We start from the raw sequence: 20948 nt of genomic DNA on the forward strand, positions 1-20948 counted from the left end.
TCTCCTGAAGCCGCCTAGTGGCCGCTGGTGCCCAGATACGCTTCAATCACTCGTTCGTTTTTCTGCACTTCAGCCGGCGTGCCTTCGGCAATCTGCTTGCCGTAGTCCAGCACCGTGAGGCGGTCGCACAAGCCCATAACCAACTTCACATCGTGCTCGATCAGCAGGATGGTGCGGTTGTCATTGCGGATGCGGTCGATGAGTTCGCGCAGCATGACCTTCTCGGTGGCGTTCATGCCGGCGGCCGGCTCGTCCAGTGCAATCAGCTGTGGATCGGTCGCCAGTGCGCGGGCGATCTCTAGACGGCGCTGGTCGCCATAGCTCAGCGTGCGGGCCTTGTAGGGAGCAAACTTGCCGATGCCTACATAGTCCAACAGTTCCTGGGCACGCTGCGCGATGGCAGCCTCCTCGGCCTTGAATGCACCGGTGCGAAAAACGGCACCCAGCAAGCCCGAGTGGGTGCGGATATGGCGCCCGACCATGACGTTTTCCAGGGCCGTCATTTCGGCAAACAGCCGAATGTTCTGGAAGGTACGCGCAATGCCGGCCTTGGCCACCGTGTGCACAGCCGTGGGGTGGTAGGTCTTGCCGGCCAGCTCGAAACTACCGCTGTCGGGCGTGTAAAGGCCGGTCAGCACATTGAAGAAGGTGGTCTTGCCGGCGCCATTGGGGCCGATCAGGCCGTAAACCTGGCCGCGCTCGATCTTGATGCCCACATCGCTGAGGGCTTGCAAGCCACCAAACCGTTTGGAAACGCCGGAGACGTTGAGTACTGTATCTGTCATGTTGGTGGTTACTTTCAGCTCTTGGCGTTCAGCAGGGACTTGCCATGCTCGGGCGATGGCCACAAGCCGCGGGGGCGGGACAGCATGACGGTGATCATGGCCAAGGCTGTCAGCAAACTGCGCAGGATGGAGGCATCCAGACGGCCGTCAGTCATGTCCTGCAGCGGGCCTGCAACATAGCGCAGCACCTCGGGCAAGGCCGACAGCAATACGGCACCCAGGATTACACCAGGCAAATGCCCGACGCCGCCCAGCACCACCATGGCCACAATCATCACCGACTCCATCAGGCTGAAAGACTCGGGAGAGATGAAGCCCTGGAAGGAAGCAAACATAGCGCCCGACACGCCACCAAATGTGGCGCCCATACCGAAGGCCAATAGCTTCAGGTTGCGGGTGTTGATGCCCATGGCCTTGGCGGCGATTTCGTCTTCGCGAATGGCCATCCAGGCGCGGCCCACGCGGGACAACTCCAGGCGATGGCAGACGATGACGCTGAACACCACCAGCGCCAGGAACAGGTAGTAATACAGGGAAACCGATGCGACTTCAAAGCCGAACACCGACAGCTTCCTGCCCAGGTTCACACCAAAGAAGTGGAACGAATCAATCTGGCTGATGCCCTTGGGCCCGTTGGTGATGTTGTACGGCTGGTCCAGGTTGTTCATGAACACACGGATGATTTCGCCGAAACCCAGTGTCACGATGGCCAGGTAGTCGCCGCGCAGACGCAAGGTAGGTGCGCCCAGCAGTACGCCAAACAGACCCGCCAAACCCGCAGCCAGCGGAATCACGACCCACAACGGCATATGCAGCCCTTCAGGGAACATGGCTGCCAGCGCCGGGAAGGTGTCGGTCAATTGGGGCGAGGCCATCAGGCCGTACGTGTACGCACCAATCGCGAAGAAAGCCACATAGCCCAAGTCCAGCAGACCGGCATAACCGACCACGATATTGAGCCCCAGGGACAGCAGCACAAACAGCAGCGCCATGTCGGCAATACGCACCCAGGCGTTACCAAAGCTTTGCAGCAACAGTGGCAGTATCAGCAAGCCAGCAGCGGCAGCCAGAAAAACCAGAATTTTTTGTTGTTGTTTCATAGGTGAATGCTCCTCAAGCCCGGTCCGCCACGCGTTCACCCAGCAGGCCGGAAGGCCGCAGCGTCAACACAATGATCAGGACGATGAACGCAAAAATGTCGGAGTAGTGACTGCCCAGGACGTTGCCTGTGAGTGCACCGATGTAGCCCGCACCGATCGACTCGATCAGCCCCAGCAGGATGGCGCCGACCACGGCGCCGGCCAAGTTGCCGATGCCGCCAAACACCGCAGCGGTGAAGGCTTTCAGACCGGGCAGGAAGCCCATTGCATGCTGGGCCGTGCCGTAGTTGGATGCGTACATCACACCGGCAATGGCCGCCAGCACGGCGCCAATGATGAAGGTTGCGGAGATCACCATGTCGGGCTTGACACCCATCAGCGCAGCAACGCGTGGGTTCTCAGACGTGGCACGCATGGCACGGCCCAACTTGGTATGGTTAACCAGCCACATCAGAACCGCCAGTGATACGGCGGTAAAACCAAGGATCACAATTTGCGTGGGGGAAATCAATGCGCCACCCACGTCAACGGGCGTATTGGGCAACAGGGTTGGGTAAGACTTGTAGGTGGGCTTCCACAGGATCATGGCCAGCGTCTGCAACAGGATGGACATGCCCATCGCGGTCAGCATGGGCGCCAGCTTGGGGCTGTTGCGCAGTGGGCGGTAGGCCACCTTTTCAATGGTGAAGTTGAGCACCGCACACACCACGCAGGCGATGAGCAACGAGATGATGAGAATGATGTAGCCCGGTGTTCCGGGCATGGATTCCTGCATCAGGGTGATGATGGACCAGCTCGTCAGAGCTCCAACCATCATGACCTCGCCGTGGGCAAAGTTGATCAAATTGATGATGCCGTACACCATGGTGTAACCCAGGGCGATGAGTGCATACATGCTGCCCAACACCAGACCGTTGATGATCTGTTGCAACAATATATCCATATAAGTTCTCCGATTTTTTGGCCGGTGCGTGGTTCACCCATTGGTTGAACGGCTATTTGAAGGCGACCGGTGTGGCCTTGTGGGCGGCACATGCTCGCTAGCAAAAAGCCTGCCATCTCCCAAGGTGCGACAGGCAAGTGTGTGGAATTGTAGCCAAGGGGATATGTGCATAGAGGCTAGTTACCCTTGGGTTTACCCCTAGCAAAGGGGGTGCATCAGTCGAATCACAGAGGCGTTAGAACCGCTAATACAGCGGCAGAAACATACGTTTCGCTTAAGCTGGATCGCCCGCACGGTCGTTCGCTGATTCCACATTGCGGGCCTTCAATTGCCGCATTTTTTCGGCGATGCGGATCTCCAGGCCACGCTCCACAGGCTGGTAAAGCTCAGGGGGCTCCATGCCATCGGGGAAATAGTTTTCACCTGCCGCAAAGCCATCCGCTTCGTCATGGGCGTAGCGGTATCCCTTGCCGTAGTCCAGTTGCTTCATCAGGCGGGTCGGCGCATTGCGCAAATGCAGGGGTACCGGCCGCGAGCCGTCTTTCTTGACCAGCGCACGGGCCGCATTGAAGGCCTTGTAAACAGCATTCGACTTGGGCGCCACCGCCAGGTAGACCACACACTGGGCCAGCGTCAGTTCGCCCTCCGGCGAGCCCAGTCGCTCGTATACGTCGGCCGCATCCAGCGCCAGGCGCAGGGCGCGGGGGTCGGCCAGGCCTATGTCTTCGCTGGCCATACGGATCAGGCGCCGCGCCATGTAGCGCGGGTCTGCACCGCCATCGAGCATGCGCACAAGCCAATAGAGTGCGGCGTCGGGGTCGGAGCCACGCACCGACTTGTGCAGCGCGCTGATGGTGTCATAAAACTGCTCGCCGCCTTTGTCGTAGCGGCGCATGCGTTCGCCCAGCACTTTGACCAGCCAGGCGTCTGTCACCTGCTCCAGGCGCTCCTGCCGGGCGGCGACAGCCAGGGTCTCCAGGGTGTTCAGCAGGCGGCGAGCGTCACCATCCGCATAGGCCACCAAACGATCGATTGCTACGTTTTCGATAGCGGGTAGTGCACATTCGACGAGGGCTACCGCCACAATCTGCTTAAGGTCTTCCGCCGTGAGCGGCTGCAGCACATAAACCACGGCCCGCGACAGCAAGGCCGAATTGACTTCAAACGATGGGTTCTCGGTGGTTGCGCCGATGAAGGTGAACAGACCGCTCTCCACATGGGACAGAAAAGCATCCTGCTGGCTTTTATTGAAGCGGTGGACCTCGTCGACAAAGAGGATGGTGCGCCGCCCCTGCCCCAGTGCGACCTGCGCCTGTTCGACCGCATCGCGAATGTCTTTGACACCGCCCAACACCGCACTGATGCTGATGAACTGCGCATCAAACGCGTCGGCCATCAACCGCGCAATGGTGGTCTTACCCACACCCGGCGGCCCCCACAGAATGCAGCTATGCGGCTGGCCCGACTCAAACGCCAGGCGCAGTGCCATGCCTTCGCCCAGCACATGCTGTTGGCCGATCACCTGACCCAGACTCTTGGGTCGCAGGCGTTCGGCCAGGGGCTGGTGGGGAGGTGGACTGGATGGGGGCACGGCAATAGGGAAGCGGGTAGCTGCTGCGCCCCAGTTTAAAGGCTAGCCGCTTACTCCACCCGCACCACGGCATTGGGCTTGAAGCCCAAGTCAGCGGCCTTGCCCTTGCGGCCACGCGCTGCGCGGGCGTTGTTCAGGCTGCGGATTTCCAGCGTCTCTTCGCGCTCCTTGCCGCCCCGGCCCACGCCGGCGATGCGGATGCTACGCGTGTAGGCTGCGGCGCCGGCCAGCGTGTCCTTGGCCTCCAGGTCGATCAGCATCAGACCGCGGCCCCCGTTGGCCATGGACTTGATTTCGCTGATCTCGAAGGTCAGGATGCGGCCACCTGCAGATGCGCAGGCCACATGCGTGGCAACCGGCACAACGGCAGCCGGCGTGCCCGCCACCGTGACCTTGCCCTGCGCGCCCGACACCAGCGAGGGGGCGCACAGGCTTTCGCCTTCGTTGACGGACACAAACGCCTTGCCGGCCTTCTGGCGCGAGACCATGTTGTCTACCGTGGCCATGAAGCCATAACCCGCCGTGCTGCTGAGCAACAGCGTGGCGGCCGCCGAACCAGCAAAGTAATACAACAACTGTGTGCCGCTTTCCAATTCGATCAGCGTGGTGACGGGCTGGCCATCGCCCCGCCCGCCCGGCAGCAGCGACACCGCCACCGAGTAGACCCGGCCGTTGGAGCCGAACACCAAGAGCGTATCGACGCTGCGGCACTCAAAGGTGCCATACAGGCCATCGCCTGCCTTGAAGGCGAACGACGTGGCCTCGTGACCATGGCCGGTGCGGGTGCGCACCCAGCCTTTTTGGCTGATGACCACGGTGACGGGCTCGTCCACCACCTTGATCTCCAGTACGGCTTTTTTCTCGGCCTGGATCAAGGTACGGCGCGGGTCGGCAAAGGTCTTGGCGTCGGCCTCAATCTCTTTAACCATCAGGCGGCGCAGCGCGGATGGACTGCCCAGAATCTCTTCCAGCTTGCCCTGCTCGGTGCGCAGCTCGGACAGCTCTTGTTCGATCTTGATGGCTTCCAGCCGGGCCAGTTGGCGCAGGCGGATTTCAAGAATGTCTTCAGCCTGGCGGTCTGACAGCTTGAAGCGTTCGATCAGCGCAGCCTTGGGCTCTTCAGCCTGGCGGATGATGGCGATCACCTCGTCGATGTTCAGCAGAACGAGCTGGCGGCCCTCCAGGATGTGGATGCGGTCCAGCACCTTGTTGAGCCGGTGCTGCGAGCGGCGCTGTATCGTGGTCTGGCGGAACTCGATCCACTCCATCAGCATCTGGCGTAGCGACTTTTGCGTGGGCCGGCCATCCAGGCCAACCATGGTCAGGTTGATGGGGGCGGACGTTTCCAGGCTGGTGTGCGCCAGCAAAGCGGTGATCAGCTCCTGCTGGGAGATACGCGAGGTCTTGGGCTCGAACACCAGGCGCACGGCGGCGTCTTTGTTGGACTCGTCGCGCACAGCATCCAGCACCGACAGGATACTGGCCTTGAGCTGGGTCTGGTCTTGCGACAAGGCCTTTTTGCCGGTCTTGACCTTGGGGTTGGTCAGTTCTTCAATCTCTTCCAGCACACGCTGGCTGCTGACGCCGGGTGGCAGCTCGGTCACCACCAGTTGCCACTGGCCGCGGGCCAGGTCTTCGATCTTCCAACGGGCACGCACCTTCAGCGAGCCGCGGCCGGTGCGGTAGGCATCGGCGATGTCGGTGGCGCTACTGATGATCTGGCCGCCGCCGGGATAGTCTGGGCCGGGCACCAGGGCTGCCAAGGCGTCTTCAGCCAGTGTGGGGGTCTTGATCAGCGCGACGCAGGCATCGGCGATCTCGCGCAGGTTGTGGCTGGGGATTTCGGTGGCCAGGCCCACCGCGATACCGCTGGCGCCATTGAGCAGCGTGAACGGCAGGCGCGCGGGCAGCAGACGGGGTTCTTCGGTCGAGCCTTCGTAATTGGGCTGGAAGTCCACCGTGCCCATGTCCAGTTCGTCCAGCAGCAGGCTGGTGATCTTGGCCAGGCGGGCTTCGGTGTAGCGCATGGCCGCGGCGCCGTCGCCATCGCGGCTGCCAAAGTTGCCCTGGCCGTCGATCAGCGGGTAGCGCAGTGAGAAGTCTTGCGCCATGCGCACCAGTGCGTCGTAGGCAGCCTGGTCGCCATGGGGGTGGAATTTACCCATGACGTCGCCCACCACGCGGGCCGATTTGACTGGCTTGGCGGCGGTGTTTCCGTTGGGGCCGCCGTAGCCAAGGCCCAACAGGGACATGGTGTACAGGATGCGGCGCTGCACGGGCTTCTGGCCATCGCAGACATCGGGCAAGGCCCGGCCTTTGACAACGCTGAGTGCGTATTCCAGATAAGCGCGTTGGGCGTAAGAAGCTAGGTTTTGGTCGTCATCACCACCACCATCACGGGGCGGCTCGGCTGTCAGATCAAGTGTGGCTTGGTCGGTCATGGATACAGGTTAATTCGACAATTCGGTAAGAGACGGGCTGGCCTTGGCGGTCTGACCCGAGCCAATGGCCATGTCGCCGGGTTGCAAGGGCTCACGGCCCACTTTTTTGGATGCGGGATCGGCATCCTGCGCGCCGATCAGCTCACCCCAACGTAGATTGACATTGGCGCTCGGGCCGTGAAACTGCCCTTGCACCCTGCCGCCGGAAGTGGCTGCGGGCGTCACGCGGGCTTGGGGGTTGAGGCGCTGGTAAAGCTGCATCACCGAGCGCACGTAATTCTGTGTTTCCTTGAAATTGGGGATCTTGTTGCCAGCCTTCTGCACGGCACCTTCGCCAGCGTTGTAGGCGGCCACGGCCAATTCCAACTGCCCCGGAAACATATTGATCAGGTCGCGCAGGTAGCGGGCGCCGGTTTGGATATTGGTCTTGGGATCCGTCAGCTTGGCGGATACGGTGCCACCTTGGTCATTGGCCAGACCATAGCGCTGCGCAGTCGTTGGCATCACCTGCATCAAGCCCACGGCACCCTTGGGTGACACGGCGGACGGATTGAAGCCGGACTCGGTGGCAATGACCGCATGCAACAGGGACATGTCGAGCTGGTTGGCGTCTGCCGCCGTGCGCATATGGGGTTTGACAGCCAAGAAGCTGGGCGCGGACTCCATGCTGGCCACCGTACGGCCGCCCCCACTGGAATAAGCCTCGCGCGCAACTGCCGTGGCAACGCCACCGTCAGGAGCCGCCTGCGCATCCGGTGCGGGCACGCCCCGGAACATCAGCTTGTAGCGCGGGTCCAATTGGCTGGAAGCGAAATGCTTGACGCCCTGCGCGTCGGTGTAGATCCACATATCGGCGTGGGCCACATGGCTGACCAGCAGCGCCAGCCCCGCCAATAGACTCTTCAAGCGGGCAGACATCAGACGTCCACCTCGACCGAGTCACCGTGCAACTCCATCAGTTCGCGCCGGGCAGCAGCCTCGCCCTTGCCCATCAATTTGGTGATCAGGGCCTCGGTGGCGCCAAAATCGATAGCACCCAGCGTAACTGGCAACAGACGGCGGGTATCGGGGTTCAGCGTGGTGTCCCACAGTTGCTCGGCATTCATTTCACCCAGGCCTTTGAAGCGGCTGATGCTCCAAGCCCCTTCGCGTACGCCTTCTTTGCGTAACTTGTCAAGAATGGCGATCAACTCTCCGTCATCCAACGCATACGCCTTGGAGGCCGGTTTCTTGCCACGGGCCGGTGCATCAACCCGAAACAACGGTGGCCGGGCCACAAACACATGGCCGGCTTCAATGAGTTTGGGGAAATGGCGGAAGAAGAGGGTCAATAGCAACACTTGGATGTGTGAACCATCCACATCGGCGTCGGACAAGATGCACACCTTGCCATAGCGCAGCCCGGACAAATCTGGCGTGTCGTTGGGCCCATGCGGATCTACACCGATCGCCACCGAAATATCGTGGATTTCGGTATTGGCAAACAGGCGGTCGCGGTCCACTTCCCAGGTATTAAGCACCTTGCCACGCAACGGCAGAATGGCCTGGTTCTCCTTGTCGCGGCCCATCTTGGCGCTGCCGCCGGCGGAATCACCCTCGACCAGAAACACTTCGTTGTGTGCGGTGTCGCGGCTTTCGCAATCGGTCAGCTTGCCGGGTAGTACAGCCACGCCCGAGCTTTTGCGCTTTTCCACCTTTTGGCCGGCTTTTTGTCGGCTTTGTGCAGCTTTAATCGCCAATTCCGCCAATTTCTTGCCATAGTCCACATGCTGGTTGAGCCACAACTCCAGCGTAGGGCGCACAAAACTGGACACCAGACGCACGGCATCACGGGAGTTGAGGCGCTCCTTGATCTGGCCCTGGAACTGCGGGTCCAACACCTTGGTGGACAGCACATAGCTGGCGCGGGCAAACACGTCCTCCGGCATCAGCTTGACCCCCTTGGGCAACAAGGCATGCAGTTCAATAAAGCTCTTGACGGCGGTAAACAAGCCGTCGCGCAAACCGCTCTCGTGCGTGCCACCTGCGCTGGTGGGGATCAGGTTGACATAGCTTTCGCGCACCGGCTGGCCATCTTCGGTAAAGGCCACACACCAGGACGCCCCTTCGCCTTCGGCAAAGTTGTCGCTCTGGCTATCGGCATAGCCTTCGCCTTCAAACAGGGGGATGACGGGGTCCGCGGTCAGCGTCTGCGTCAGGTAGTCGCGCAAGCCGCCCTTGTACAGCCAAGTCTGGGTTTCCTTGGTTTTTTCGGTGGTCAGCGACACACTGACGCCGGGCATCAGCACCGCCTTGCTGCGCAACAGGTGGGTCAGCTCACCGGCGGGCAAGACAGCGGACTCAAAGTATTTGGCGTCGGGCCAGGCGCGCACGGTGGTGCCGGACTTGCGATCGCCATCGCCGATCTTGCGGGTCTGCAGCGGCTGGGTCACATCGCCATGCTCGAAGACGATGGTGGCAACCTGGCCCTCGCGGTAGGAGGTGACCTCCAGGCGCTTGGCCAGGGCGTTGGTGACGGACACCCCCACGCCGTGCAGGCCGCCGGAGAAGCTGTAGGCGCCGCCCTTGCCCTTGTCGAACTTTCCGCCGGCATGCAGGCGGGTGTACACCAGCTCGATGACCGGGGCTTTCTCTTCCGGGTGCATGCCAAAGGGAATGCCGCGGCCATCGTCTTCAATGGCGACGGAGCCGTCCATATGGACCGTGACCTTGATCTTTTTACCGTAACCGCCCAGCGCCTCGTCGGCCGCGTTGTCCAGCACTTCCTGGATGACGTGCAGGGGGTTGTCGGTGCGGGTGTACATGCCCGGGCGCTGCTTGACGGGCTCCAGGCCCTTGAGAACCCGGATGGAACCTTCTGAATATTCTGGGGTAGCTTTGGCTGACATAGGCCGGCATTGTAAACGCCGCGCATTGACTATCTGTATATAAATACAGCCATCACTCCCAATGACTTTGTCATGGGCTGTGCAGCGGCACCTGGGATTGCGGACAATCCGGCCATGCAAAACGCCCCCAAACCCATTTCCACCACACAAGTTCTGGTCTGCGGTGCCACTATCGTCACGCTGTCCATGGGCATACGCCATGGTTTCGGCCTGTGGCTGCAACCGATTACCCAGGAACACGGCTGGACGCGGGAAACCTTTGCGCTGGCAATCGCCATCCAGAACCTGGCCTGGGGTGTTTTTGGCATCTTTGCCGGCATGGCGGCCGACCGATTCGGCGCCTTCCGCGTCATCATTGCCGGGGCGGTGCTCTATGCACTGGGCTTGGTGGGCATGGCCCATGCCAATACGCCGTTGCTCTTTGCGCTCAGCACCGGTGTGCTGATCGGCATGGCCCAGTCGGGCACAACCTACGCCGTCATCTACGGCGTGATCGGGCGCAACGTCAGCGCCGAAAAGCGGTCCTGGGCCATGGGTGTTGCGGCGGCTGCCGGATCATTCGGCCAATTCCTGATGGTTCCCAGCGAGGGTTTTTTGATCGGCCGATTTGGTTGGCAAGAGGCGCTGGTCTTGCTGGGAATGGCATCTCTGCTGATCATTCCCTTGGCATGGGGCCTGCGGGAAACAGGTTTTGGCGGCGGCACCTCTGCCCCGGTGCGTGAGCAAACCATTGGCCATGCGATGCGCGAAGCGATCCAATACCCCAGCTTCCAACTGCTGATGGCGGGTTATTTCGTATGTGGCTTCCAGGTCGTGTTCATCGGCGTGCATATGCCTAGCTACCTGAAAGATAAAGGTCTGTCGCCCCAGGTAGCCAGCTATGCATTGGCGCTGATCGGTCTGTTCAATGTATTTGGCACCTATGCCGCTGGCGTGCTGGGCCAGAAGATGCAAAAGAAGAACATCCTGGCCTTCATCTACTTCACCCGTGCCATTGCCATCACCGCATTTCTATTGGCACCCCTGTCACCGGCCAGCGTCTATGTGTTTTCCGCAGTGATGGGGTTGCTCTGGCTGTCCACCGTGCCCCCAACCAATGCCACGGTCGCGCAGATCTTTGGTGTGGCCCATTTGTCCATGCTGGGCGGCTTCGTGTTCTTCAGCCACCAAATCGGTTCGTTCATGGGTGTGTGGCTGGGCGGCTACCTGTATGACAAGACCGGTAGCTATGACATCGTCTGGTACATCGCAATCGCACTGGGGGTTGCAGCGGCGCTGATCAATCTGCCGGTCAAGGAAGCCGCCATTGCGCGGACCCTGCCGCGCAATGCAGTGGCTTCATGATGGCAATCGCCATGGGCAAGCGCATCACCATCCGTCTGCTGGCGCTCGCGGCGTTGGCCGCAGTCTTTGCACTGTATACGCAGGCAGACTTCATGGTGCAGATGGCCAATCAAGTCTGGGCCTGCTTTTGAACCCATCCCCTTGGATAGTCCGCTGGTCCCATCTGCTGGCGCCGGGCGCCAGCGTGCTGGATGTTGCCTGCGGGTCGGGCCGGCATTTGTCGTGGTTTGCAGAGCATGGTCACCCGGTCACCGGTGTGGACCGTGACACGGCAACGGCCCGTGAACAGGTTCCCGAAGCCATGCTCATCACCGCTGACATCGAGACCGGCCCATGGCCCCTGCAGTCTGCGGGTGAACTACAAACCTTTGGCGCCGTAATAGTGACCAATTACCTATGGCGCCCCCTCTTGGACACTATCGCCAGCAGCGTTGCGCAGGGTGGCGTACTACTTTACGAAACATTTGCAATCGGCAATGAAGCCTTTGGCCGCCCCAGCCGGCCGGATTTTCTGCTGCAGCCCAGCGAATTGTTGCGCGCCTGCGCATGCCTGGACGTAGTGGCTTACGAGCACGGCTACTTGGAGAACCCGCCCCGCGTGGTGCAACGCATTGCGGCCCTGCGACCAGCAGGCGATGGCGCCAAGCCGCTACCATCCAGCCGCTATGCTCTCTAGGTAAAATAGTCGATTACCGTTCAAATAACTGACATGAATCCATCTCAAGGCCCTCTTACCGGCAGCATCGTTGCACTGGTCACGCCCATGCAAGAAGATGGCTCCGTGGACTACCCGGCGCTGCGCAAGCTGATCGACTGGCATATCACCGAAGGTACTGACTGCATAGGCGTAGTGGGCACCACCGGCGAGTCGCCTACAGTGAATGTCGAAGAACACTGCGAAATCATCCGTGTCTCGGTGGAGCAGGCCGCAGGACGGGTACCCATCATGGCCGGCTGCGGCGCCAACTCCACAGCCGAGGCGATAGAACTGGCACGTTTCGCGAAAAAGGTGGGCGCCGACTCGCAACTGCAGGTTGTTCCCTACTACAACAAGCCCACACAAGAAGGCCAGTACCAGCACTTCAAGGCCATTGCCGAAGCCACTGGCGACCTGCCCGTCATCCTGTACAACGTGCCCGGCCGCTCAGTGGCCGATATGGCCCATGACACGGTGATGCGCCTGGCCCAGGTTCCCGGCATCGTCGGCATCAAGGAAGCCACCGGCAACATCGAGCGCGCGCAATGGCTGATCAAAGAAGCCCCCAAGGGTTTTGCCATCTATTCGGGTGATGACCCCACCGCTGTGGCCTTGATGCTGTGCGGCGGCCACGGCAATGTCAGCGTCACCGCCAATGTGGCGCCGCGGCTGATGCACGAGCTGTGCAAGGCGGCCGTTGCGGGCGATATCAAGCGGGCCATGGAGATCCAATTCCAGCTCTTGCCGTTGCATAAAGCGCTTTTCGTAGAATCCAACCCGATTCCCGTCAAATGGGCGGTTGCGCGCATGGGTTTGTGCAAAGACGCACTGCGCCTGCCGTTGACCGTTTTGACACCCGACAATCGTCCGGCATTGGAGCGCGTGATGCGCACCGCTGGCCTGATTTAAGCAGTTCTCCATCCAAAGGATTTTCGTGAACCCTTTCTTGAAATTGACGCTGGTTAGCGTAGCCGTCTCGCTGTCAGCATGCTCCGTTTTGGAAACCGACAAGGTGGACTACCGCAGCGCGAACAATGGCCCTAAAGTGCCCTCGCTGGACGTTCCACCCGATCTCACCCAGTTGTCCAAAGACACGCACTACGCCGTGGTTGGCGGCGCCGTGTCGGCGTCGGGCTACAAGGCCGGCCAACCCGTTGTATCCACTACGCCTGTGGTTGCAGCTGCCACACTGGGTGATGCGCGTATTGAGCGCGCCGGCAACCAACGCTGGCTGGTGGTCAATCGCCCCGCCGACAAGCTGTGGGAACCCGTGAAAGAGTTCTGGCAAGAAAATGGCTTCCTGCTGTCCCTGGACCAAAATACCCTGGGCATCATGGAAACCGACTGGGCCGAAAACCGGGCCAAAATTCCGCAGGACTTCATCCGCAACTCGCTGGGCAAGCTGTTTGACTCGCTGTACTCCACCGCCGAGCGCGACAAGTTCCGCACCCGCCTGGAGCGCAATGCCAATGGCGAAACCGAAATTTTCATCAGCCACCGCGGCATGATGGAAACCGTGCTGACCACTTCGGCCAAAGAGGCTGGCAATACGGTTTGGCAACCCCGCCCAACCGACCCTGAGCTGGAAGCTGAATTCCTACGCCGCCTGATGGTCAAACTGGGCGTCAGCGAGCCACAAGCCAAGACCGTGGTCGCCACGGCCAGCGCACCCAAGAGCATTGCCTCGATTTCCACCGAAAACGGTCAACCTGCCGTGCGCATCGAAGAAGGATTTGACAGCGCATGGCGCCGCGTCGGCTTGGCCCTGGACCGCACCGGCTTCACCGTGGAAGACCGCGACCGCAAGCAAGGCATCTATTTTGTGCGCTATGTGCCGCTCAATGCCGACAATACCGAGCCGGGCTTCTTTGCCAAGCTGTTTAGCGGCAGTAAGAACACCGATCCTGCGAAATACCAGATCGCGGTACGCAGCGTCGCCAATGTGACTACCGTATCCGTATTGGATACCAAGGGCGTGCCAGAGACCTCGGTCAACGCGCAACGCATCGTCAAGGTCATCGCCGACGACATCAAATAAGTACTAGGTTCACAGGGGCTGCGGCCCCTGTCCCCAGAAAGTACAGACGAAAAAAAGCCACCGCAAGGTGGCTTTTTGCTGGGAGCAAAAATGAGCTCTTAGCTGGCGGAAGCAGCAGATGCAGGAGCAGATGCGGGTGCTGCGGCAGGAGCAGATGCGTCAGCTGCGGGAGCGGAAGCAGGTGCAGCGGCGGGAGCAGCAGCAGGAGCGGGAGCAGCTGCGGGAGCGGGAGTTTCAGCGGGCTTGCTGCAAGCAGCCAAGGCAGCGGCAGCGATAACGGCTGCCAAGACGAGTGATTTGTTCATTTTTAAAACTAGAGTGAGTTAACGAAACAATTTCCGGAAATTGTCAAAGCAGCGCACCGCCCAGACTCAGACAAAAAGCATTCGATCTCTTTTTGCCTAACCCATAAGTATACAGGAATAGTCTTTCAACCCTCGGGAAAACCCTCTAACTGTCGCTATAGCCCCAAAGTGCTGGCCGAAAACCCCGGCGCACTTTGACGGCGGCATTCATCCAGTTCTTCTTTCAACAGCACGCGCCGTGCAGGCTCCAGGTCCGCAATGCCGGTGCTACGCACCAAATCCAGGCGTCGCATCGCCCAATGTGGGCTCCACAGCGCACTGGGCATTTCGCTGGCATCCACGGTTTTGCAGACACGGCATTCAATGATGTGGTCCCAGGTCCTGCGCCATGTCACAAACCGGGGCTGGTAGCGTTGGATGGAGTCATAGCTCTTGGCCAACAACAGCAATTGCCGGCCACTGCCGGCCCAGGCCTGCAAAGACTCGGTTACCACGCGCTCGCCCAAGGGCCATTCTTCAAATGTGGCGTCGCTCCACACCATGGCTGGCCAGCCCTCTTGCACCGCGCGGGCCAAGGCCGCACGCACTATTTGCGCAAACGCCGTGGGTCCGCTAAACGGGCCCTTCAGTTCTTCGCCGCCGCCACTATCACTGTTCGTCACCATGGATCCACCCCGCTTCCATCCAGTCTTGCACCAAATCCCGGGCCGGGCCACTGAGCCGTTTAACGCTAGGTGCGGTCAAGTGGCGCTCATCCGCCAGCAAACGCATCAAAGTTGCGTCGCGCCCCGAGGCCAGGAAACTTTCGCCATTGATGAACACGTGCTGTGCGTCATAGGCCATGCGGGTACGCCGGTCTAACACCAAGGCGCTCCAACCGTCATCTGCATCACCACCATCAAACTGCACATGGCCCTTGGGCTCGGTCAAATACTCCCCCAAAACCCGCTGCAGCGCAAGCGGATCCCGCAGCGCATCGTCCAACGCCTTGCGGGCGAATGCGATCAAGGTGTCGGGGATTTCTCCGCACTGGGCCAGCGCTGCCTGCTTGGGGTCGGCATATAAGCCGCTGCCCACGGCGTCACCCGCATCTTCGGCCAGGCGCTGAAGCAACTCGCCAGCCAGCTCGGCACGGCTGGGTGCCCGAAAGCCGATGGAATACGTCATGCATTCACCCACAGCAACACCATCGTGGGCATAACGGGGCGGAAGATACAGCATGTCGCCAGCATCCAGCACGAACTCCATTTCTGGCTCAAAGTGGGCCAGAATTTTCAGCGGCATGTCGGGCTGCAGGCTCAAGTCCTTCTGCCGCCCAATCCGCCAGCGGCGCTGGCCGTGGGCCTGCAGCAAAAAGACATCGTAGCTGTCGAAATGCGGACCTACCCCGCCGCCATCGGTGGCATAGCTGACCATCACGTCGTCCAGACGCGCGTCCGGCACAAAACGGAACTGGTTCATCAGCGCATGCACGCGCTCGTCGAGCAGATCGACGCCCTGCACCAGCAAGGTCCAGCCCGGTTGCTTGAAAGCCGGCAGCGCCTTGCGGTTGAACGGCCCGTGCTTGAAGCGCCAGGGCTGCTTGCCACCAGCGCTGGCCTGGATCACCAAGCGGGACTGCACATCATCCTGGGCGGCCAGTGCCAACAGATCGGTGCGATCCAGCGGGGCCTCAAAGCCCAGTATGGCCTGGCGTATGACCAATGGCTTCTTTTGCCAATGGCGTTGCATAAAGGTCTTGGGCGAAAGCCCGCCCAGGAGCTGCAGGGGTTGGTCAATGTTCATGGGACAATTCTCGTATGGAAATCACACCTCAATGCGTCGTTGCCCTCACTTGGACGCTGAAAGACACCTTGGGCGAGGAACTGGACGTTTTGGACGAGCCAGTGGAGTTTTTGGTCGGCGGTAATGACCTGTTACCGGCGATCGAAACCGCACTGCAAGGCCATGCCGCCGGCGCCAGCGTGCAACTGCAGATCGAACCCGAACAGGCCTTTGGCGACTTCAACGACAAACTGCTGTTCCTGGAACCGCGCCACCTGTTTCCCGCCGACTTGCAAGTGGGCTTGACGATGGAAGGCAGCGCCCTGCCCGCCGGCTGCAACCCCGATGTACCCAAAGACGCGCTGTACACCATCACCGACATCTACCCCGACCACGTGGTCATCGACGGCAACCACCCGCTGGCGGGCATTGCAATTCGCCTCAACCTGAAAGTGGAATCGGTGCGCGAGGCCACGGAAGAAGAAATCGGACGCGGCAGTTGCGGCACCGGCTTCTTCAAGCTGCACGTGGGCATCGACGACCACGTCCCGCCCAGCCGCACCCTGCACTGACGACTTTTAGAAAAACGGGCGCTAGCCCTCGTCGGATGGATATCTGTAGCTACAAATTTCGTAGCTACCATCCGATGTCTCAGTGTTTGCCCGTGGAACCATACCCCCCGGCGCCGCGCTCCGAGGCTTCAAAGTCATTGACGATATTGAACTGGGCTTGCACCACGGGCACGATGACCAGTTGCGCAATGCGCTCCATGGGCGCTATCGTGAACGCCACATCGCTGCGGTTCCAGGCGCTGACCATCAGTTGACCCTGGTAATCACTGTCAATCAGGCCAACCAGATTGCCCAACACGATGCCGTGCTTGTGGCCCAAACCCGAGCGCGGCAGTATCAGTGCAGCGTAGGCCGGGTCTTGCAAGTAGATAGCCATGCCGGTTGGCACCAGTTGCCAGGCATTGGGGGCCAAGGTCAGTGGCTCGCTCAGGCAGGCCCGCAGGTCCAGGCCGGCGCTGCCGGGCGTGGCATAACTGGGCATTTGCTCGTTGAGGCGGGAATCCAAAATCTTGACGTCGATCTTCATTTTTCTAGCGTTAGGTTGCAGGGGAGAGGCGGCCGGCAATTTCGGCAACGAGTTGCCGCGCCAGCGCGAGTTTGTTGTTGTGCGGTAATTCCCGCGTGCCGTTGGCATCGACCAGCAGCAGCGCATTGTCGTCTTTGCCAAAGGTGGCAGGGCCGATATTGCCGACCAGCAGCGGCACGCCCTTGCGGATGCGCTTGGCCGTGGCATGGGCCACCAGGTCGTGGCTCTCGGCGGCAAAGCCGACGCAATACAAGGCACCGCTTTGCGCACGGGCTGACTGGGCCACTGTGGCCAAGATATCGGTGTTCTCGGCAAACGCCAGCGTCGGCGTCTGGCCAGAGCCGTCTTTCTTGATTTTTTGCTCGGAAGTCTGCGCAGGCCGCCAGTCGGCCACCGCCGCCGTCGCTATGAATACGCTAGCGGCGTGCGCAGCATTCACGCAGGCTGCCAGCATATCGGCCGCAGACTGCACGTCGACGCGCTGCACGCCGCGTGGCGTAGGCAAAGACACCGGCCCCGCCACCAACATGACCTGGGCACCCGCCTCCTGCGCCGCACGGGCAATCGCAAATCCCATCTTGCCGCTGGATCGGTTGGTGATGCCACGCACCGGATCAATGGCTTCAAAGGTAGGCCCGGCCGTGACCAAAACATGTTGACCGGTCAATGCTTTGGGTTGAAAAAAAGCGATCACATCGGCCAGCAGTTCATCGGGCTCCAGCATGCGACCGTCACCCGTTTCGCCGCAGGCTTGGAAACCACTACCCACACCCAGAATCGTGGCACCGTCAGCCGCCAGTTGTGCCAGATTGCGCTGTGTGGCGGGGTGCGCCCACATCTCGCGGTTCATGGCGGGTGCCACCAACAGGGGCACGGTGTCGATGGGCCGCGCCAGGCACATCAAGCTCAGCAATTCGTCGGCCCCGCCGTGCAAGAGCTTGGCCATGAAATCGGCGCTGCAGGGGGCGATCAGGATGGCGTCAGCCTCGCGGCTGAGGTTGATGTGCGCCATGTTGTTGTCGGGGCGCGCGTCCCACTGGGAGTCGTAGACCGGCCGGTTGGAGAGGGCCTGCATGGTCACCGGTGTGATGAACTGAGCGGCCGCTTCGGTCATCACCACTTGGACCGTTGCGCCCTCTTTGATCAGGGCCCGGCACAACTCGGCAGCCTTGTAGCAGGCGATGCCTCCGGTGAGGCCCAGGACGATGTGTTTTCCAGCGAGGTCGTTCATGGGGGGCAATGTAGCAGAGGCTGTATTGCTCTTCTGATGGGACGGCGCCCTGCCCCCGGTATAATCTCGCTTTACCACCTCCCCGAGCGTACAAGCTCCCCCTGACATGACCAAATTTGTCTTCGTCACCGGCGGTGTGGTGTCTTCCCTTGGCAAGGGAATCGCCTCAGCCTCCCTCGCTGCGATACTGGAATCGCGGGGCCTGACAGTCACTCTCATCAAGCTGGATCCCTACCTCAACGTCGATCCCGGCACGATGTCCCCGCTGCAACACGGTGAAGTTTTCGTCACCGACGACGGCGCCGAAACCGATCTGGATCTGGGCCATTACGAGCGTTTCATCGAAACGCGCATGCGCAAGGCCAACAACTTCACCACCGGCCAGATCTACAAAAGCGTGCTCGACAAAGAGCGCCGTGGCGACTACCTGGGCAAGACCGTCCAAGTCATCCCCCATGTCACCAATGAAATCCAGGAATTCGTCAAACGCGGCGCGCGTTTTGGCGAGCCTGATGCGGTGGATGTGGCCATTGTGGAAATCGGCGGCACCGTGGGCGACATCGAGTCCCTGCCCTTCCTGGAAGCCGTGCGCCAGATGAGCCTGAAGCTTGGCCCCAACAACAGCGCCTTTGTGCACCTGAGCTATCTGCCGTGGATTGCTGCGGCCGGCGAGCTCAAGACCAAGCCCACCCAACACACGGCCAAGCAACTGCGCGAAATCGGTATCCAGGCCGACGCCCTGCTGTGCCGTGCCGACCGTCCGATCCCACACGAAGAGCGTTCCAAGATCTCGCTGTTCTCCAACGTGCCCGAATGGGGCGTCATTTCGATGTGGGACGTGGACACCATCTACAAGGTGCCGCGCATGCTGCACGAGCAAGGCCTGGATGGCCTGATCTGCGACAAGCTGCGCCTGAACACGCCGCCCGCGAATCTGAAGCGCTGGGACGACCTGGTCTACGAGACCGCCCACCCGCAAGCCGAAGTCAGCATTGCCATGGTTGGCAAGTATGTGGACCTCTCCGACAGCTACAAGTCGCTGAACGAAGCCCTGCGCCACGCCGGCATGAAGAACCATGCCAAGGTGACGATCGACTACATCGACTCCGAAACCATCACGCCCGACAGCGTGTCGCGCCTAGCCAAGTTCGACGCGGTGCTGGTGCCTGGCGGCTTTGGCAAACGCGGTATCGAAGGCAAGATCTGCGCGGCCCGTTTTGCCCGTGAGAACAAGGTACCCTACCTGGGCATCTGCCTGGGCATGCAAGTGGCCACCATCGAGTTTGCCCGCCATGTGGCCAACCTCAAGGATGCCAACAGCACCGAGTTCGAACCCGATTGCGCCAACCCGGTCATCGCCTTGATCACCGAGTGGAAAGATGCCGACGGCACCATCAAGACCCGCAACAAGAACTCTGACCTGGGCGGCACCATGCGCCTGGGCGCACAAAGCTCCGACGTGGCCAAGGACACGCTGGCGCACGAAATCTACGGCGACATCGTGACCGAGCGCCACCGCCACCGCTACGAAGCCAACGTCAATTACCTGGACGAACTGCGCAAGGCCGGTCTGGTGATCTCGGCGCTGACGCAGCGTGAGCAGTTGACCGAAATGGTGGAGTTGCCCAAGGCCACCCACCCCTGGTATATCGGCGTGCAGTTCCACCCCGAGTTCAAGTCCACCCCCTGGGACGGCCACCCGCTGTTCAACGCCTTCATCAAGGCCGCACTGGACCACCAGACTGAAGGCAAGAATTTGAAGGCGGTGGCATAAAAATGAAACTGTGCGGATTTGACATTGGGCTGGAGCACCGCTTCTTTTTGATCGCCGGCCCATGCGTCGTCGAATCCGAACAACTGCAGATGGATGCGGCCGGGACGCTGAAGGAAATCACCTCCAGCCTCGGTATTCCCTTCATTTTCAAAAGCAGTTTTGACAAAGCCAACCGGACCAGTGAGACAGCCTACCGCGGTCTGGGCATGGAGAAGGGGCTTGAAATTCTCGCCAAGGTCCGGCGAGAAATAGGCGTCCCCGTTCTCACGGATATCCACCGCGAAGACCAGATCGCCCAAGTCGCGCCGGTGGTAGATGTATTGCAAACGCCTGCCCTGCTGTGCCGGCAAACCGATTTCATCCATGCCGTGGCCCTGTCCGGCAAGCCCGTGAACATCAAAAAGGGGCAGTTCATGGCCCCCGGTGACATGAAGAACGTCATCGTCAAAGCCCGCGCCGCTGCTAAAGCCGCTGGTTTGAGCGAAGACAACTTCATGGCCTGCGAACGGGGTGCCAGCTTTGGCTACAACAATCTGGTCAGCGACATGCGTTCACTGGCCATCATGCGCGAGACCCAGGCACCGGTGGTGTTTGATGCCACCCACTCGGTGCAATTGCCCGGTGGTCAGGGCACCAGCAGCGGTGGTGTGCGGGAGATGGTCCCCGTGTTGGCGCGCGCTGCGGTTGCCGTGGGCGTCTCAGGCCTGTTCATGGAGACGCATCCCGACCCGACGAATGCGCTTTGTGATGGCCCCAACGCTGTCCCGCTCAAACACATGAAGGCGCTGCTGGAAACCCTGGTGGCGCTGGATGATGTGACCAAAAAGAATGGCTTTCTGGAGAACCGTTTCACGGCCTGACCCCACCGGTTACCAGCCGAGAACAATCGGCGAGGCCCCACGCTCCAGCGCACCCAGCCATGCAAAAATCGATCGCTACCGTTTTTTTA

Annotated in this window: 19 protein-coding genes; 8 read left to right on the forward strand and 11 right to left on the reverse strand. The window is 60.7% G+C overall.

Annotated features, from left to right (window positions below):
• Window positions 1-14 precede the first annotated feature (14 nt).
• The 7 genes from AC07OO_RS09515 to AC07OO_RS09545 all read right to left on the reverse strand — a co-directional run bounded on the left by AC07OO_RS09515 (window position 15) and on the right by AC07OO_RS09545 (window position 9748).
• Complete coding sequence (locus AC07OO_RS09515; protein ID WP_495081861.1) at window positions 15-785, reverse strand: ABC transporter ATP-binding protein; 771 nt, start codon at window positions 783-785, stop codon at window positions 15-17.
• A gap of 14 nt (window positions 786-799) precedes the next feature.
• Window positions 800-1885 (reverse strand): branched-chain amino acid ABC transporter permease, encoded by a 1086-nt coding sequence (locus tag AC07OO_RS09520; protein ID WP_495081862.1) that lies wholly within the window; start codon window positions 1883-1885, stop codon window positions 800-802.
• 13 nt (window positions 1886-1898) lie between these two features.
• The gene (locus AC07OO_RS09525) at window positions 1899-2828 is read right to left on the reverse strand and encodes a branched-chain amino acid ABC transporter permease (RefSeq protein WP_495081863.1); all 930 of its coding nucleotides are present in this window, start codon (window positions 2826-2828) and stop codon (window positions 1899-1901) included.
• A 274-nt stretch (window positions 2829-3102) separates the two neighbouring features.
• The gene (locus tag AC07OO_RS09530) at window positions 3103-4419 is read right to left on the reverse strand and encodes a replication-associated recombination protein A (protein WP_495081864.1); all 1317 of its coding nucleotides are present in this window, start codon (window positions 4417-4419) and stop codon (window positions 3103-3105) included.
• A 50-nt stretch (window positions 4420-4469) separates the two neighbouring features.
• On the reverse strand, window positions 4470-6860 hold the full coding sequence (gene parC / locus AC07OO_RS09535; RefSeq protein ID WP_495081865.1) for a DNA topoisomerase IV subunit A: 2391 nt from the start codon (window positions 6858-6860) through the stop codon (window positions 4470-4472).
• A 9-nt stretch (window positions 6861-6869) separates the two neighbouring features.
• Complete coding sequence (locus AC07OO_RS09540) at window positions 6870-7778, reverse strand: lytic transglycosylase domain-containing protein (RefSeq protein WP_495081866.1); 909 nt, start codon at window positions 7776-7778, stop codon at window positions 6870-6872.
• Window positions 7778-9748, reverse strand: a complete 1971-nt coding sequence (locus AC07OO_RS09545) for a DNA topoisomerase IV subunit B (protein WP_495081867.1) — start codon at window positions 9746-9748, stop codon at window positions 7778-7780. Before AC07OO_RS09545 ends, AC07OO_RS09540 begins: the two co-directional genes overlap by 1 nt.
• A gap of 114 nt (window positions 9749-9862) precedes the next feature.
• On the opposite strand from AC07OO_RS09545, the gene AC07OO_RS09550 reads away from it, so the two are divergent.
• From AC07OO_RS09550 to bamC, 5 genes are read left to right on the forward strand one after another with little or no spacing between them, the layout of a single operon-like run.
• Entirely contained in the window at window positions 9863-11092 is a 1230-nt protein-coding gene (locus AC07OO_RS09550; protein ID WP_495081868.1) for an MFS transporter, read from the forward strand.
• Entirely contained in the window at window positions 11089-11223 is a 135-nt protein-coding gene (locus AC07OO_RS09555; protein ID WP_495081869.1) for a hypothetical protein, read from the forward strand. The genes AC07OO_RS09550 and AC07OO_RS09555 overlap by 4 nt, the downstream gene beginning before the upstream one ends.
• Entirely contained in the window at window positions 11220-11768 is a 549-nt protein-coding gene (locus AC07OO_RS09560; protein ID WP_495081870.1) for a class I SAM-dependent methyltransferase, read from the forward strand. The genes AC07OO_RS09555 and AC07OO_RS09560 overlap by 4 nt, the downstream gene beginning before the upstream one ends.
• 33 nt (window positions 11769-11801) lie before the next feature.
• Window positions 11802-12698 (forward strand): 4-hydroxy-tetrahydrodipicolinate synthase, encoded by an 897-nt coding sequence (gene dapA, locus AC07OO_RS09565; RefSeq protein WP_495081871.1) that lies wholly within the window; start codon window positions 11802-11804, stop codon window positions 12696-12698.
• A 25-nt stretch (window positions 12699-12723) separates the two neighbouring features.
• Window positions 12724-13827 carry an NlpB/DapX family lipoprotein gene (gene bamC / locus AC07OO_RS09570; protein ID WP_495081872.1) on the forward strand — a complete coding sequence of 368 codons (1104 nt, stop codon included), beginning with the start codon at window positions 12724-12726 and terminating at the stop codon, window positions 13825-13827.
• A 460-nt stretch (window positions 13828-14287) separates the two neighbouring features.
• On the opposite strand, the gene AC07OO_RS09575 is transcribed toward bamC, so the two are convergent.
• Window positions 14288-14797 (reverse strand): hypothetical protein, encoded by a 510-nt coding sequence (locus tag AC07OO_RS09575; RefSeq protein WP_495081873.1) that lies wholly within the window; start codon window positions 14795-14797, stop codon window positions 14288-14290.
• Entirely contained in the window at window positions 14781-15917 is a 1137-nt protein-coding gene (locus AC07OO_RS09580; RefSeq protein WP_495081874.1) for a JmjC domain-containing protein, read from the reverse strand. Before AC07OO_RS09580 ends, AC07OO_RS09575 begins: the two co-directional genes overlap by 17 nt.
• A 14-nt stretch (window positions 15918-15931) precedes the next feature.
• Here AC07OO_RS09580 and AC07OO_RS09585 point away from each other — a divergent pair, with 14 nt between their 5' ends.
• Window positions 15932-16468, forward strand: coding sequence for an FKBP-type peptidyl-prolyl cis-trans isomerase (locus AC07OO_RS09585; protein WP_495081875.1), 537 nt, complete (start codon window positions 15932-15934; stop codon window positions 16466-16468).
• 79 nt (window positions 16469-16547) lie between these two features.
• Here the strand turns inward: AC07OO_RS09585 and dut are convergent, their stop codons facing one another.
• Both dut and coaBC read right to left on the reverse strand, forming a co-directional pair.
• Entirely contained in the window at window positions 16548-16994 is a 447-nt protein-coding gene (dut, locus tag AC07OO_RS09590; protein ID WP_495081876.1) for a dUTP diphosphatase, read from the reverse strand.
• A 10-nt stretch (window positions 16995-17004) separates the two neighbouring features.
• Window positions 17005-18225 carry a bifunctional phosphopantothenoylcysteine decarboxylase/phosphopantothenate--cysteine ligase CoaBC gene (gene coaBC, locus AC07OO_RS09595; protein ID WP_495081877.1) on the reverse strand — a complete coding sequence of 407 codons (1221 nt, stop codon included), beginning with the start codon at window positions 18223-18225 and terminating at the stop codon, window positions 17005-17007.
• A gap of 106 nt (window positions 18226-18331) precedes the next feature.
• Between coaBC and pyrG the strand changes: the two genes are divergently transcribed.
• The gene (gene pyrG, locus AC07OO_RS09600) at window positions 18332-19999 is read left to right on the forward strand and encodes a CTP synthase (RefSeq protein ID WP_495081878.1); all 1668 of its coding nucleotides are present in this window, start codon (window positions 18332-18334) and stop codon (window positions 19997-19999) included.
• Window positions 20000-20001: 2 nt separating this feature from the next.
• Window positions 20002-20859: a 3-deoxy-8-phosphooctulonate synthase gene (kdsA, locus tag AC07OO_RS09605; RefSeq protein ID WP_495081879.1), complete on the forward strand. Its 858-nt coding sequence runs from the start codon at window positions 20002-20004 to the stop codon at window positions 20857-20859.
• Window positions 20860-20948 lie beyond the last annotated feature (89 nt).

It is taken from the genome of Rhodoferax sp. GW821-FHT07G04, from assembly GCF_059418585.1.

What these genes read in the sequence shown, in the direction of transcription:
- AC07OO_RS09515 (WP_495081861.1), bottom strand. Translation starts at nt 785, where the DNA reads ATGACAGATACAGTACTCAACGTCTCCGGCGTTTCCAAACGGTTTGGT.
- AC07OO_RS09520 (WP_495081862.1), bottom strand. Translation starts at nt 1,885, where the DNA reads ATGAAACAACAACAAAAAATTCTGGTTTTTCTGGCTGCCGCTGCTGGC.
- AC07OO_RS09525 (WP_495081863.1), bottom strand. Translation starts at nt 2,828, where the DNA reads ATGGATATATTGTTGCAACAGATCATCAACGGTCTGGTGTTGGGCAGC.
- parC (WP_495081865.1), bottom strand. Translation starts at nt 6,860, where the DNA reads ATGACCGACCAAGCCACACTTGATCTGACAGCCGAGCCGCCCCGTGAT.
- AC07OO_RS09540 (WP_495081866.1), bottom strand. Translation starts at nt 7,778, where the DNA reads ATGTCTGCCCGCTTGAAGAGTCTATTGGCGGGGCTGGCGCTGCTGGTC.
- AC07OO_RS09545 (WP_495081867.1), bottom strand. Translation starts at nt 9,748, where the DNA reads ATGTCAGCCAAAGCTACCCCAGAATATTCAGAAGGTTCCATCCGGGTT.
- AC07OO_RS09550 (WP_495081868.1), top strand. Translation starts at nt 9,863, where the DNA reads ATGCAAAACGCCCCCAAACCCATTTCCACCACACAAGTTCTGGTCTGC.
- AC07OO_RS09555 (WP_495081869.1), top strand. Translation starts at nt 11,089, where the DNA reads ATGATGGCAATCGCCATGGGCAAGCGCATCACCATCCGTCTGCTGGCG.
- dapA (WP_495081871.1), top strand. Translation starts at nt 11,802, where the DNA reads ATGAATCCATCTCAAGGCCCTCTTACCGGCAGCATCGTTGCACTGGTC.
- AC07OO_RS09575 (WP_495081873.1), bottom strand. Translation starts at nt 14,797, where the DNA reads ATGGTGACGAACAGTGATAGTGGCGGCGGCGAAGAACTGAAGGGCCCG.
- AC07OO_RS09580 (WP_495081874.1), bottom strand. Translation starts at nt 15,917, where the DNA reads ATGAACATTGACCAACCCCTGCAGCTCCTGGGCGGGCTTTCGCCCAAG.
- AC07OO_RS09585 (WP_495081875.1), top strand. Translation starts at nt 15,932, where the DNA reads ATGGAAATCACACCTCAATGCGTCGTTGCCCTCACTTGGACGCTGAAA.
- dut (WP_495081876.1), bottom strand. Translation starts at nt 16,994, where the DNA reads ATGAAGATCGACGTCAAGATTTTGGATTCCCGCCTCAACGAGCAAATG.
- coaBC (WP_495081877.1), bottom strand. Translation starts at nt 18,225, where the DNA reads ATGAACGACCTCGCTGGAAAACACATCGTCCTGGGCCTCACCGGAGGC.
- pyrG (WP_495081878.1), top strand. Translation starts at nt 18,332, where the DNA reads ATGACCAAATTTGTCTTCGTCACCGGCGGTGTGGTGTCTTCCCTTGGC.
- kdsA (WP_495081879.1), top strand. Translation starts at nt 20,002, where the DNA reads ATGAAACTGTGCGGATTTGACATTGGGCTGGAGCACCGCTTCTTTTTG.